Consider the following 14049-nt stretch of genomic DNA (forward strand, 5'->3'; position numbering starts at 1 on the left):
ACTAGAGAATTTCCTCTAAGGAGGTGAGAGACATGGTTGATGTTTTATCTCAAAATGAGATTGATGCACTATTAGCGGCATTATCATCAGGTGAGATGGATGCAGAGGACTTAAAAAAAGAAGAAGTTACTAAAAAAGTTAGTGTGTATGATTTCAAGAGGGCAGTAAGATTCTCGAAAGATCATATTAGAAGCTTAACAAGAATTCATGAAAACTTTGCAAGGTACTTAACAACTTATTTCTCAGCTCAACTTAGGACATTTGTTCAGATCAATGTGGTTGATGTAGAGCAGCTGCCTTACGATGAATTCATCAGATCAATTCCAAAAATGACAATTTTAAATATTTTTGAGGCTGATCCTTTGGAAGGTCGTATGGTGCTAGAAGTTAATCCTAACGTAGCATATGCAATGCTTGATCGCTTGCTAGGTGGGCCAGGTACAGCACCAGCGAAAATGAATTCTCTCACTGAAATTGAAACAATTGTTATGGAAAAAGTATTTTCAAGAGCATTCGAAAGCTTACAAGAGGCTTGGAAAACAGTTATTGATATTAAGCCAAGGTTAGAAGCGCTTGAAACTAATCCGCAATTTATGCAGGTTGTTTCTCCCAATGAAACAATTGCGTTAATCTCATTCAGTACGAAAATTGGTGATACAACAGGGATGATCAACTTATGTATACCACATGTCGTATTGGAACCAATCATGCCAAGATTGTCTGTACATCATTGGTTTGTGTCTCAGAAAAAAGAACGTATACCAGAGGAAGTTGAGATGCTTGAGCATCGAGTTAAGAAAACTAAGTTGCCTATCATAGCAGAGCTTGGTGAAGCATCGATTACAATACAAGAGTTTTTAGGTCTTGCTCAAGGTGATGTTCTAACATTAAATAAACCTATTGATGAAGGGCTTAAAATAAGAGTTGGAGAAAAGATTAAATTTATCGGAAGTCCAGGATCAATTAAAGATCGTATAGCGATACAAATTGATGAGATTTTGAACGAAGGAGCGGAAGAAGATTATGACGAGTAAAGATTATTTGTCTCAAGAGGAAATCGATGCGTTGCTTCGTCAATCCTCAAGCGAACCTGAAGAAGCGACAGTAGTAACAGAAGCTACTTCAGAAGTCGTTCTGGAAAATTACCTTTCATCAATGGAACAAGATGCTTTAGGTGAAATTGGAAATATTACATTTGGTAGTGCAGCAACTGCGCTATCTACACTACTTGGCCGTAAAGTTGACATTACAACACCTACAGTGTCTCTTGTCAGAAAAAGTGAGCTAGGAGATGTTTTTCCTAAGCCTCATGTGGCCGTAAGCGTTGAATATGTTGATGGTTTCGAAGGAATTAATTCCTTAGTTATTCGCACAAAAGACGCTCAAGTCATTGCTGATCTTATGCTTGGCGGAGAAGGAACAGTATTGAACGAGGAATTGAATGAAATTCATATTTCTGCCGTTCAAGAAGCTATGAACCAGATGATGGGTTCATCTGCAACGTCAATGTCTACTATTTTTAATAGATTAGTTAATATCTCACCACCAGGCATCAATATACTAGATGTGTCAAGTGGTGATGGTCTGGATCATCTGCCTTCAGACGATATTATGATCAAAATTGCATTCCATCTTAGAATTGGTGATCTTATCGATTCAACGATCATGCAGTTGTTGCCAATCTCATTTGCAAAACAAATGGTTGCTACACTTATGGGAGATACATCTGAGGAACTAGCTGCTCCAGCAGCAACTGTAGCACCTGCAGCTCCAGCACGAGTAGAGCAAGTTGCTCCACCAGTTACGCAGGCGCCTCAGTATAATGAAGTGCCACAACAACTTACGGCGAACGTACCACAGGTTCCTCAGCAACCTCAGGAAATGTACGGACAGCCAGCGATGGGGTATGATATGCCAAATAATAACATGAACTTGAATCGTAATGTTAATGTGCAACCCGTGCAATTCGCTAATTTCAATCAAGGTGGTTTACCACAGACTGATGGAACTAATCTAAATTTACTACTCGACATACCATTGAAGGTCACTGTAGAATTAGGAAGAACCCAGAAGCAAATAAAGGATATTCTTGAGTTATCTCAAGGTTCTATCATCGAGTTAGATAAACTAGCAGGTGAGCCAGTTGATATACTTGTGAATAACAAGTTAATCGCTAAAGGCGAAGTTGTTGTCATCGATGAAAACTTTGGTGTACGCGTAACTGATATCGTAAGTCAATGGGACAGAATTCAAAAACTACAATAAGTGATCTCTAGGAGGAAGAAACATGGCAAATCGTATTCTAATTGTTGATGATGCTGCATTTATGAGAATGATGATACGTGATATTTTAAGCAAAAATGGTTACGAAGTAGTAGGTGAAGCACCAGATGGTGCTCAAGCCATTGAGAAATTCAAAGAAGTAAAACCTGATCTAGTAACAATGGATATTACGATGCCTGAGATGGATGGTATATCTGCATTAAAAGAAATTCGTAAATTAGATCCAAATGCAAAAGTTATTATGTGTTCTGCGATGGGTCAACAAGCAATGGTTATTGACGCGATCCAAGCAGGAGCAAAAGACTTTATAGTAAAACCATTCCAAGCTGATCGTGTTATTGAAGCTATTAAAAAAACGCTTGGTTAATGAGAGAAGGCTTAACATGTTGAAGTTAGGTTGGAAAATAACTGTATTAACAACTTTACTTACAATGTCTCTTCCTTATATCGCTGTTGCTACTGACGGTAACAGCGAGTTAGGAGTAGGCTTGAGTAGTGGAGTTGATAAAATGGATACCGGATATATAGGCGACGTTATTTGGGTGTTCGTTGCTCTTGCTATCGTAATCACTCTATTAATTTTCACAATAAAATTTCTTTCAAAGCGTAATCGTGCGTGGGGAACTCAACGGGGTCTTCGTTCATTAGGTGGTATTAGTCTTGGTCAAAATTCTTCCATGCAAGTTATTGAAATCGCTAATCGTATCTATGTTGTTGGAGTAGGTGATCAAGTAACTCTACTAGACAAATTAGATGATCCAGAAATAGTAGCGAGAATTATTCAAGAACTTGAGCTGAAAGAACAACCGATGATTTCATTGTCTACGATGAAGGAATGGCTATCATCTAGTAAACGTTCGAAAACGGACTTCAAAGAAAATGATACTAACATGTGGAATGAGTCTAGTTCTTTTGAAGACTTACTGCAAAGTAAACTTGATAAACAAGCGGAACGTAAGCAGGAGTTAGAGTCACTTTTGAAAGATAATAATAAATGAATGGTTGATGGACAATGAAAAAAAAGTGGATGCTTATCGTACCGCTGTTACTGATTCTATTACTAACGATGGTACCGTACGCTCACGCTGAAGCACTTCCTGATATCTCCATTAACGTTGGTGGTTCTGATGGTGAAAGTTCAGGTACAGGCACAGTAACAATACTTCTATTAATTACTGTATTGAGTATTGCACCTGCAATATTAGTTCTGATGACGAGTTTTACTAGAATTGTCATAGTACTAGGTTTTGTGAAAACCTCAATGGGTACAAACACTGTACCTCCATCACAAGTTTTAGTTGGTCTAGCAATGTTCCTAACATTCTTTATTATGGCGCCAACATTTAATCAGATCAATGAAGTAGCGTTACAACCATATATGCAAGGTGAAATAACGCAAGAACAAGCACTTGAAGAAGCAGCTAAACCTATGAAAGAGTTTATGTTCAAGCATACGCGTGAGAAAGATTTGTTATTATTTATGGACTATACTCAAACCGAGAAACCAGCAACTTACGAAGATATTCCAATTACAACATTAATTCCCGCCTATGCGATAAGCGAACTAAAAACTGCATTTCAGATGGGTTTCATGATTTTCATCCCGTTTCTCGTAATTGATATGATCGTAGCGAGTACGTTGATGGCGATGGGGATGATGATGTTACCTCCTATTATGATTTCTTTACCTTTTAAGATCTTATTATTCATATTAGTAGACGGTTGGTATCTGATCGTCCGATCATTACTACTAAGCTTTAGTCCATAAAGTTTGTGAGGAGGGAAGACATTGAGTGCAGACTTCATAATTGGTCTTGCAGGAGAATCCGTATTCACTGTCTTGAAAGCATCCGCTCCCATGCTTGTGCTAGCATTAGTAACTGGATTAGTAGTGAGTGTCTTTCAGGCGACAACCCAAATTCAAGAACAGACGTTAGCGTTTGTACCGAAGATCGTAGCTGTTCTATTGTCTGTTATTGTCTTTGGCCCATGGATACTGAATACGGTTGTTGACTTCACGTATACGATATTTAGCAATTTACATCAATATATCGGTTAGGCTGTGAATTCGATGACAGAAGTATTTATGAATGCAGTTCCTATTTTTTTGCTTATATTTTGTCGAGTAACAGCTTTTTTCGTCGTAACTCCTGTTTTTTCTCATAAAACGGTGCCGTCGATTTTTAAGATAGGACTAGGTTTTTTTATCTCATTATTTATCTTTATGATGCATGCTGATAATCAAGTGATGGTTCTTGATTTACAATATGTGATGCTGATCATTCGTGAAGTATTAATTGGGCTAATGTTGGGTTTTATCGTCTATTTATTCTTTGCCTTGATGCACACAGCAGGTGGGATTATCGACATGCAGATAGGTTTTGCAATGGCGAATATTATCGATCCTGTATCGGGAACATCAGTACCCTTACTGGGTAATTTCAAGTATTTATTGATGTTAGTCGTATTTCTGATGATGAATGGACATCATTATTTACTTACTGGCCTAATGGACAGTTATCAGTGGATACCAATAGAAAACAATTGGTTTGCAAGAATGGCTGATGGAAGCATCGCCGAGTTTATTACGAATTCAGTGGTACTTAGTATTATCATTGGTATTCAGATCGCAGTACCTATCATGGTAGCAATGTTTATAACGGATGTTGGGTTAGGGTTTCTAGCAAAAACAGCACCACAATTCAATGTTTTTGTTATTGGTTTTCCAGTTAAAATCATGCTAGGACTATTACTAATAATATTAACGTTACCTGGGACGACTCTTATTTTAGAAAAAGTTTTCTCTATTCTTTTTGACACATTAAAACAATTTTTTGGTGTTGTTGGTGGTCCGCCTGCATAGATTGGAGGCAATTTCGTGCAAAAGTATGCACTACATCTTGATTTACAACTATTCAATCAAGAGAAAACTGAAAAAGCTACTCCTAAGAAAGTTTCTGATGAACGTAAAAAGGGTCAAGTCGCTAAATCACAAGAATTACCGGCAGCACTCATTCTTACTTTAGTATTTGCCTCGTTTATGATGCTAGGTGGATATTATGAAACTCATTTCATGAGATTGTTCACGAATCTATTTGAAAATTGGTTGACTTTAGAATTAACTGCTGGCAATCTAGGTGATTTTTTTGTCTCTATCATGTTGGAAATAATAATTCTTTTAGCACCAATTTTTGCAATTGTTATGTTAGTAGGGGTCATTGGTAATGTAGTACAGTTTGGCTTTCTTTTGACTGGTGAACCACTGCAACCAAAGTTAAGTAAATTGAATCCGATTGAAGGGTTCAAACGGATTTTTTCTATGAGAAGCCTTGTTGAATTTGCGAAGAGCTTACTTAAAGTTACGATAATAGGAATGATGGTTTATTCTATTATTTCTGCGGAATGGGTAACGATCCAAGGATTAGCATTACAACCGCTAGATGTCGTATTCGCTTATGCAGCTTCATTAGTACTTCGTCTAGGTATTACTATAGGTGCTATTCTAGTTGCACTAGCATTACTAGATTACATGTATCAGAAATACGAAAATGCAAAAAGTTTGAGAATGTCCAAACAAGATATTAAAGATGAGCATAAAAAATCTGAAGGTGATCCTTTAATTAAAAGTAAAATTCGAGAGAAGCAATTAAGAATGGCAATTTCTCGTATGATGCAAGAAATTCCAAATGCTGATGTCGTTATTACTAACCCGACACACTTCGCCGTTGCACTAAAGTATGATTCTTCTAATATGGAGGCACCAAAAGTTATCGCTAAAGGAAAGGATCATCTCGCGCTCAAAATTCGTGAGGTTGCAAAGGAGCATGGTGTCATTACATTGGAAAATAAGCCGCTAGCTAGAGCACTGTACAGTCAAGCTGAGATAGGAGACTCTATACCAGCTGACTTATTCCAAGCTGTAGCAGAAGTATTGGCATATGTATATAAATTAAAAGGTAGCAAAAAAAAACGGAAGTAACTAGGGGGTGGGACCATCATGAAGCTGAAAGAGCTCATTATTACTTGCGGTATCATAGGAATTATTCTCATGATGATCGTGCCAATCCCTACTTTGCTTATTGACTTTCTTCTAATTGTGAATATTACGATATCACTTACGATCTTACTAGTTGCAATGAATACGAAATCTGCTCTTGATTTTTCTATTTTCCCAGCAATACTTTTAGTTACTACAATATTTAGGCTTGCACTAAGTATTTCTACAACAAGAAGTATTCTATCTACAGCAGAGGGCGGAGAAGTAATTGAAACATTTGGTCAATGGGTAGGTGGCGGAGACGTAATTATCGGCTTTGTCGTCTTCTTAATTCTAGTAGTTGTTCAATTCATTGTTATTACTAAAGGTTCTGAGCGGGTTGCAGAGGTAGCTGCAAGATTTACACTAGATGCAATGCCTGGTAAGCAGATGAGTATTGACGCTGACTTGAACTCAGGAATTATCAATGAATTTGAAGCAAAAGAACGTCGTTCTAAAATTGAAAGAGAATCTAATTTCTTCGGAGCTATGGATGGTGCAAGTAAGTTCATTAAAGGTGATGCGATTGCGACGATTGTAATGATGATTATCAATCTAATTGGCGGATTTATTATTGGTATGGTGAACTGGGATCTATCTTTCGCTGAATCACTTAATAAGTTTACGATCTTAACGATTGGTGATGGTCTAGTTGCACAAATTCCAGCATTATTAATCTCAACTGCATCTGGTCTTATTGTCACTCGTTCTGCTTCTGATGGAAACTTAGCAGAGGATATTACTGCTCAGTTGTTCAAGTATCCAAAATTACTTTATGTTGCTGCTGGTACAATTGCTGTGCTTGGATTAACTCCGATTGGTCCTCTTCGTACATGGCCGTTTGCAATTGGAATAGCAATTGCTGCTTATCTAATTCAAACTTCGCAAACGAAGAAAGCAGCACAAGATGAATTACTTGTAGAAGAACAACAGATCGAAGAGGTAAGAAGTCCAGAAAGTGTCATTAGTTTACTTCAAGTTGATCCGATCGAGTTTGAATTTGGTTATGGATTAATTCCACTAGCTGATACTCAACAAGGCGGAGACTTGTTAGATCGAATTATTATGATCCGGAGACAATGTGCGCTTGAATTAGGTTTAGTTGTCCCAGTTATTCGCATAAGGGATAACATTCAACTTAAGCCCAATGAATACGTGATAAAGATCAAAGGAAATACAGTTGCTCGCGGAGAGTTATTATTGAATCACTATTTAGCAATGAGTCCTGGATTTGAAGATGATTCGATTCATGGAATTGAGACAACGGAGCCAGCATTTGGCTTACCAGCAATATGGATTGATGAAATGACTAAAGAACGAGCTGAATTAGCAGGATACACAGTTGTTGATCCTCCATCAGTTGTTGCTACTCATCTAACAGAGATCGTTAAGCGCCATGCACATGAATTACTTGGTCGTCAAGAAACGAAAGCACTTGTTGAAAATGTTAAGTCGAGTTATCCTGCACTTGTAGATGAACTTATACCTGCCGTAATGTCTCTTGGTGATGTTCAAAAAGTATTAACGAAATTATTGCAGGAAAAAGTATCGATTCGCGACCTTGTTACGATATTTGAAACGTTAGCAGACTATGGTCAATATTCTAAAGATACAGACATATTAACAGAATATGTTCGTCAATCATTATCTCGACAAATTACGTTACAATATTCAACTGAAGGCCAATCGTTACGTGTCATTACTGTAGGTGCACAACTTGAGAAGAAACTTATTGATTCTGTTCAACAGAATGATCAAGGTAGTTACGTTTCACTTGATCCAGTTTCATCGCAACAAATTTATCAAAGATTAACAGAACAAGTAAATCGCTTGTTGCAATCTGGTCAGCAACCTATCGTACTTACTTCACCTACGATTCGAATGTATTTACGTCAAGTTGTTGCACGTACTTTGCAAGATATTCCAATTTTATCTTATAGTGAATTGGAGCCAAATGTAGAAGTTCAAAGCGTTGGGGTGGTTAATCTATGAGGGTAAAACGTTATGTAGTAGATACTTTACCTGATGCTGTCTCACTTATCCGTGATGAGATGGGGAATGACGCAGTCATTTTAGAAACGAAAGATATTAAAATCGGTGGATTTCTAGGGATGTTTAAGAAGCGTAAAATAGAAGTCATGGCAGCAGTTGAGCCGAGTGTGCAAAAAAAACCGAAAAAAATTACTAGTGATCAAGTGGATTATGTAGTTGATCAAATTTTAAAAGCAAGCCAACGTAATAAGGAGACTAAAATTGAGGAAGATGATGTTCGCACATCTTCTTCAATTGTTACTCCATCAAAAGCTCATGAGTCTTTAGTAGTACCAAACGGTTCATCGTTTGCATCCAAATTATATGGTGGATCCTCTCAAATTGATACTCATGTAGAGCGAGAAGCTACAAACTCATCGGTACGTGAGAACTCATTATCTGGTAAATCTGCTGTTGCTACTGAAGTACTAGAAAAGTCTGATGTGCTACCATTTCCTGATCAGGAACAAGTGAAAGCACAGTCTAATAATTTTTCAAAGACAGAGCTTTTCATTGTAAACGAACTGAAAAGTCTACGTCATGAAATGCAACGATTATCATCAAAATCTACTGTAACAATCTCATTATCTCCTGCCGTCGAAGCGATTAAGCAAAGATTAGCAGAACAAGAAATATTCGAGCAGTGGATTGAAGTAATAAGCGATGAATTGTATGAACTAGAACTTAAAAATAATGAGTTACTATCTACGGATGCCGTTTGGGATTTTTCAAAACAAAAATTTCTTGAATGGCTTTCTCCGTATCAAGCAGCAGAAATTAATACTAACTCGAGAGTTGTCCAATTTGTTGGTCCAACAGGAGTAGGTAAGACAACGACAATAGCGAAACTATCTGCAAATTATTCTATTAAGGACGGGAAGAAGATCGGATTAATTACAGCTGATACTTACCGTATTGCAGCCGTTGAGCAATTAAGAACGTATGCTAACATATTAAATATTCCTTTAGAAGTGGTATTTTCTCCTTTAGATTTACATCGTGCGTTTGCGCAATTAGAAACAGCCGAACTTATTTTTATGGATACTGCTGGACGTAACTTTAAGAGTGATATTCATGTTTCAGAAGTGAATAGTTTACTTCAAACAGATGAAATAAGTGAAGCCATTCTTGTTCTCAGTCTAACGAGCAGAACACAAGATATGAATGTTGTCGCAGAAAAATTCAGTAAATATGGCGTGAGAAAAGTTGTATTCACGAAACTTGATGAAGCCAATGTTTACGGTTCTATCTTTAATATGATTATGATGTATGGCTTACAACCATTATTCGTAACAAGTGGACAGAATGTACCTGATGATATTGAAGCGTTTTCAATTGAAGGTTATATAGAACAATTGCTAGGAGATCCACATCATGAATGATCAAGCGGAAGCTTTACGACAATTAGTAAAGCAGCATTCCGATACGCAAAATCAGAAGGAAACGAGATTCCTTTCTGTAACTAGTGGAAAAGGTGGAGTTGGTAAATCTAATTTCAGCTTAAATTTCAGCCTAGCCTTGCAACGGCTAGGAATGAAAGTTTTGGTACTAGATGCGGATATTGGAATGGCAAATATCGACGTGCTTATGGGTACGTCCTCTAAGTATAATTTATACCACTTAATAAAAAATGAAAAAACAATATGGGATATTATTAGTATAGGACCTGAAGGCTTACATTATATAGCAGGCGGTTCAGGATTATTAGATTTAGTAAGATTAACAGAACAAGAAATTGATCGTTTTGGTCGAGAAATATTAAAACTGCAAGGTCAGTATGATTATATTATTTTTGATACTGGAGCAGGTCTTTCGAAAGAAACAGCACAATTTATTACATCATCAGATGAAACGATTGTTGTTACAACTCCTGAGCCTACTTCCATAACTGATGCATATGCTTTAATTAAGATGGTTAACTCATTAGATTCAGATGTTAATTTCCGACTTGTTGTTAATCGTTCAACTGATCGACAAGAAGGTGAAACAACAGCCAATAATATTAGTAATGTTACGAAGCGATTTCTTAATATTGAGTTACCCGTACTAGGTTACATTTCAGATGATGTGCATGTTTCGAAATCGGTTAAGAAACAAATGCCTTTGTTAATGTTATTTCCAGATTCCGAAGCCTCTAAGGGAATTATGTTAATAGCTAAAGATTTTTTGAATATACCACATAAAAGCAATTCTTCTGGTGTGAAAGGATTCTTACATAAACTATTTAGACGTACTAGATAATCCTTGAGAATGGAGGAACAGTTATGGACCCTTATCGTGTATTAGTCGTTGATGATTCAGCGTTTATGCGTAAAATAATAACCGATCTGATCGAAAAAGACCCGCAATTTAAGGTTATCGGGACCGCTGTTAATGGTATTGAGGCTGTTTCAAGCGTAGAGAGTCTCAATCCAGATGTCATTACATTAGACCTAGAAATGCCACTTATGAATGGGATAGATGCTCTTCAACACATATTGAAGAAACATAAACTTCCTATCATCATGTTATCTGGAATTAGTGAAGCCAATACTCGTGATACAATAAAGGCTTTGCAATTTGGTGCATTTGATTTTATTAGGAAACCAACTAGTGTAGGTGCACAATCACAAGATATTAAATCTGTTGGAGATATGATACTGGAGAAGTTGAAAATTGCAGTTCTGACCCGCAGAAAATCAAATGTATTCAAATCAGAAATAGAAACAATACAGAAAAGTAATAAATTATTGCAAAATCATACAGAAACCGCGTCAAATCTATTAAAAAATGATAAAATTGGAAATATACAATCTAGTAACTCACTTGCAACTAGTAAGTCGAATATAATAGAAAACAAAACTAACACAATACCTAAAAAGATTATCTCTGAAAAACCGCTTAAACCAATATTGACACCTAATAAGAATATCAAAAATACAGGTGCAAATGATGTGGTTGCACAGGTAAGTAAAAGGAATCAAGCAGTTACACAAATCGTCGCGATTGGAACATCAACTGGTGGTCCAAGAGCATTACACGAAGTAATAAGTGCTCTACCTGGTAACTTAACAGCTCCTGTTGTCATCGTTCAGCATATGCCACCACGATTTACTAATTCATTGGCACAGAGACTTGACAGTTTTAGCGAACTTACGGTTATGGAAGCGAGTCAAGGTATTAAATTAGAAAATGGTAAAGCATATGTTGCTCCAGGTGGGTATCATATGGAAATTGTAAAGGTTAACCATCATTACGAGATCAATCTTACTAGTGCACCAGCAAGAAATGGTCATAGGCCCTCTGTCGATACTTTATTTGATTCTTTACTTCCATTTGATGAACTAGAGAGACATATTGTCATTATGACTGGTATGGGTAGTGACGGTGCGCTTGGGATGAAGCAACTCGTTGAACATGGAGTTACTTCAACAATTGCTGAAGCAGAAGAAAGTTGTATAGTGTACGGCATGCCTAGATCAGCGGTAGAACTAGGCGTTGCGAATAAGGTGCTTCCATTGACACAAATTGCACCTGAAATTATTAATGTGGTAATGAGATAAGCTCCAAAGTGCGGTACAAACTAATAGGAGGTGTCATGTAATGGATATGAATGCTTATTTATCAATGTTTATTGACGAATCGAATGATCACCTGCAGGCGCTAAATGATAATTTGATGAGATTAGAGAATGATCCTGAGGATATCTCAATTGTCCAAGATATTTTCCGCTCTGCTCATACACTCAAAGGGATGTCTGCAACAATGGGGTATGAAGATCTCGCTTCGTTAACTCATGAGATGGAAAATGTCCTTGATCTGGTTCGGAACAATAAACTGAAAATGGACAGTTTTATTTTTGACACTTTATTCAAAGGTTTAGATGCACTTGAAAAGATGGTGCAAGATATTGTAGAAGGTGGTACGGGTAAAGCTGACGTATCTGCAATCGTGGCTGATCTTGTGAAAATTGTCAAAGGTGATTATGCAACTGATACATCTGCGACGGCTTCGGTTACTTCCGCATCAGGAAAAACGAACAATAGCGGTGGTATTTTAGACCAGTTTCAATCTTCAGTATTGAAGCAGTCTATTGAAAGTGGTCATCAAGTATTTTATGTAAAGGTTACGTTAACAGAGAGTTGTGTTCTGAAAGCAGCACGTTCATATATGGTATTTGATGTTTTAGAAAATTCAGGTGAGATCGTAAAATCTGAACCGTCTGTAGAAGAGTTAGAGCAAGAAAAGTTTGATAGATCATTCACAGTATTCACAATTTCACAAATAAGCTCAGATGAAATTGTATCTAAAATTAATAAGATATCAGAAATCGAGAGTGTGGAAGTATCCTTGTTAGATGAAGATTCGCTAGCAGCACTTTCATATTCTGATACACCTACAACTAAAAATTCTTTATCTGAGTCTACTGAATTAACTTCTAGTAAAGCTCCTTCTCCAGTAGCACAAGTAGATGAGAAGAAGAATGTAAAACAAGGTTCACAAGCTGCTGTTGCTAATCGTACAATCCGCGTTGATATTGAACGTTTAGATTCCTTGATGAACTTATTTAGTGAAATGTTAATTGACCGTGTACGCTTGGAGCAATTAGCTAGTGAGATTAAGCGTAATGACTTGTCAGAAACGATAGAGCATATGGCTCGAGTTAGTTCTGACTTGCAAAATATTGTATTGAAATTAAGAATGGTTCCAGTGGATACGGTATTCAATCGTTTCCCTCGTATGATCCGTGATCTAGCTAAATCAATGGACAAAAAGATTGATCTAGTCATTACCGGTGCTGATACGGAGCTTGATCGTACTGTTATTGATGAAATTGGAGACCCGCTAGTCCATCTATTACGTAACTCCGTTGATCATGGTATTGAAACTACTAGTGAACGTATTGCAGCAGGTAAGTCTGAAACAGGGACTGTACACTTACGTGCATTCCATAGTGGGAATCATGTATTTATCGAAGTTGAGGAAGATGGTAAAGGCATTAACAAAGATAAAATATTGGAAAAAGCAATTAGTAAAGGAATTGTAAAACCAGAAGACGCTAGTAAACTTTCTGATGACGAGATTCATATGCTGATTTTTGCAGCAGGGTTCAGTACTGCAGATGTCATTTCAGATATTTCAGGTCGCGGTGTAGGTCTTGATGTTGTTCGTACAAAAATTACTTCCCTTGGTGGTAATGTCGCGGTTACATCTGTCCAAGGAAAAGGAACTAAGTTTTCAGTACAGCTACCTTTAACGCTTTCGATTATTTCGGCAATGCTTATTAAGCTAGGTGATGAAAAATATGCAGTTCCACTTAGCTCAATTGTGGAAACGGCGATCATTCCTAAATCTAGTATATTAAGTGTCCACGGTAACCCAATGATTAAGTTCAGAAATGCCGTGATTCCACTTATTTCTCTATCAAATCTGTTTGATTCTACTAGTTTCAATGAGCAACTAGAGGATGAGCATGAAATTATTGTTATCCATAAAGGTGAAAAATGGGCTGCAATTATTATTGACGAATTTATAGGTCAAAGTGAAATTGTATTGAAGTCACTCGGCAAATATATGAAAAACATTTCAGGTATTTCAGGTGCTACTATTCTTGGTGATGGTCAAGTTGCACTTATTATTGATCCAAACGCATTAATTAAATAAGCATTTACTTCCGATGCTACTTTTCATTCCTGAGAAGTGCTTCGAGAATTATGAAA

At 37.0% G+C, this 14049-nt stretch carries 13 protein-coding genes; all 13 read left to right on the plus strand.

Translation table 11 applies throughout. From position 1 onward, the window contains the following. The first annotated feature begins 32 nt into the window (after positions 1 to 32). The 13 genes from fliM to NAG76_16540 are packed head-to-tail and all read left to right on the plus strand — an operon-like array spanning position 33 to position 13993. Complete coding sequence (fliM, locus tag NAG76_16480; protein ID URN93416.1) at positions 33 to 1034, plus strand: flagellar motor switch protein FliM; 1002 nt, start codon at positions 33 to 35, stop codon at positions 1032 to 1034. Next, positions 1024 to 2265 carry a flagellar motor switch phosphatase FliY gene (fliY, locus tag NAG76_16485; GenBank protein URN93417.1) on the plus strand — a complete coding sequence of 414 codons (1242 nt, stop codon included), beginning with the start codon at positions 1024 to 1026 and terminating at the stop codon, positions 2263 to 2265. Before fliM ends, fliY begins: the two co-directional genes overlap by 11 nt. Positions 2266 to 2287: 22 nt before the next feature. Beyond that, complete coding sequence (locus NAG76_16490) at positions 2288 to 2650, plus strand: response regulator (GenBank protein ID URN93418.1); 363 nt, start codon at positions 2288 to 2290, stop codon at positions 2648 to 2650. Positions 2651 to 2666: 16 nt separating this feature from the next. Beyond that, positions 2667 to 3281 (plus strand): flagellar biosynthetic protein FliO, encoded by a 615-nt coding sequence (locus tag NAG76_16495; GenBank protein ID URN93419.1) that lies wholly within the window; start codon positions 2667 to 2669, stop codon positions 3279 to 3281. A 14-nt stretch (positions 3282 to 3295) separates the two neighbouring features. Further along, complete coding sequence (gene fliP, locus NAG76_16500) at positions 3296 to 4051, plus strand: flagellar type III secretion system pore protein FliP (protein URN93420.1); 756 nt, start codon at positions 3296 to 3298, stop codon at positions 4049 to 4051. Positions 4052 to 4072: 21 nt separating this feature from the next. Then, positions 4073 to 4342, plus strand: coding sequence for a flagellar biosynthesis protein FliQ (gene fliQ / locus NAG76_16505; GenBank protein ID URN93421.1), 270 nt, complete (start codon positions 4073 to 4075; stop codon positions 4340 to 4342). A gap of 12 nt (positions 4343 to 4354) precedes the next feature. Then, a complete protein-coding gene (gene fliR, locus NAG76_16510; GenBank protein ID URN93422.1) occupies positions 4355 to 5146 on the plus strand; it encodes a flagellar type III secretion system protein FliR in 792 nt (263 codons plus the stop codon). A gap of 15 nt (positions 5147 to 5161) precedes the next feature. Then, positions 5162 to 6262: a flagellar biosynthesis protein FlhB gene (gene flhB, locus NAG76_16515; protein URN93423.1), complete on the plus strand. Its 1101-nt coding sequence runs from the start codon at positions 5162 to 5164 to the stop codon at positions 6260 to 6262. A gap of 18 nt (positions 6263 to 6280) precedes the next feature. Beyond that, positions 6281 to 8311: a flagellar biosynthesis protein FlhA gene (gene flhA, locus NAG76_16520; protein URN93424.1), complete on the plus strand. Its 2031-nt coding sequence runs from the start codon at positions 6281 to 6283 to the stop codon at positions 8309 to 8311. Then, positions 8308 to 9732 (plus strand): flagellar biosynthesis protein FlhF, encoded by a 1425-nt coding sequence (flhF, locus tag NAG76_16525; protein URN93425.1) that lies wholly within the window; start codon positions 8308 to 8310, stop codon positions 9730 to 9732. Before flhA ends, flhF begins: the two co-directional genes overlap by 4 nt. After that, entirely contained in the window at positions 9725 to 10591 is an 867-nt protein-coding gene (locus NAG76_16530) for a MinD/ParA family protein (protein URN93426.1), read from the plus strand. Before flhF ends, NAG76_16530 begins: the two co-directional genes overlap by 8 nt. A gap of 23 nt (positions 10592 to 10614) precedes the next feature. Next, complete coding sequence (locus tag NAG76_16535) at positions 10615 to 11892, plus strand: chemotaxis response regulator protein-glutamate methylesterase (GenBank protein ID URN93427.1); 1278 nt, start codon at positions 10615 to 10617, stop codon at positions 11890 to 11892. 40 nt (positions 11893 to 11932) lie between these two features. Next, positions 11933 to 13993, plus strand: coding sequence for a chemotaxis protein CheA (locus NAG76_16540; GenBank protein ID URN93428.1), 2061 nt, complete (start codon positions 11933 to 11935; stop codon positions 13991 to 13993). Positions 13994 to 14049: the final 56 nt, after the last annotated feature.

Source organism: Candidatus Pristimantibacillus lignocellulolyticus, assembly GCA_023639215.1.
In the GTDB taxonomy this organism is placed as follows: domain Bacteria; phylum Bacillota; class Bacilli; order Paenibacillales; family Paenibacillaceae; genus Pristimantibacillus; species Pristimantibacillus lignocellulolyticus.

What these genes read in the sequence shown, in the direction of transcription:
- NAG76_16540 (URN93428.1), top strand. Translation starts at nt 11,933, where the DNA reads ATGGATATGAATGCTTATTTATCAATGTTTATTGACGAATCGAATGAT.
- NAG76_16530 (URN93426.1), top strand. Translation starts at nt 9,725, where the DNA reads ATGAATGATCAAGCGGAAGCTTTACGACAATTAGTAAAGCAGCATTCC.
- fliR (URN93422.1), top strand. Translation starts at nt 4,355, where the DNA reads ATGACAGAAGTATTTATGAATGCAGTTCCTATTTTTTTGCTTATATTT.
- fliM (URN93416.1), top strand. Translation starts at nt 33, where the DNA reads ATGGTTGATGTTTTATCTCAAAATGAGATTGATGCACTATTAGCGGCA.
- flhF (URN93425.1), top strand. Translation starts at nt 8,308, where the DNA reads ATGAGGGTAAAACGTTATGTAGTAGATACTTTACCTGATGCTGTCTCA.
- NAG76_16495 (URN93419.1), top strand. Translation starts at nt 2,667, where the DNA reads ATGTTGAAGTTAGGTTGGAAAATAACTGTATTAACAACTTTACTTACA.
- NAG76_16490 (URN93418.1), top strand. Translation starts at nt 2,288, where the DNA reads ATGGCAAATCGTATTCTAATTGTTGATGATGCTGCATTTATGAGAATG.
- NAG76_16535 (URN93427.1), top strand. Translation starts at nt 10,615, where the DNA reads ATGGACCCTTATCGTGTATTAGTCGTTGATGATTCAGCGTTTATGCGT.
- fliY (URN93417.1), top strand. Translation starts at nt 1,024, where the DNA reads ATGACGAGTAAAGATTATTTGTCTCAAGAGGAAATCGATGCGTTGCTT.
- flhA (URN93424.1), top strand. Translation starts at nt 6,281, where the DNA reads ATGAAGCTGAAAGAGCTCATTATTACTTGCGGTATCATAGGAATTATT.
- fliP (URN93420.1), top strand. Translation starts at nt 3,296, where the DNA reads ATGAAAAAAAAGTGGATGCTTATCGTACCGCTGTTACTGATTCTATTA.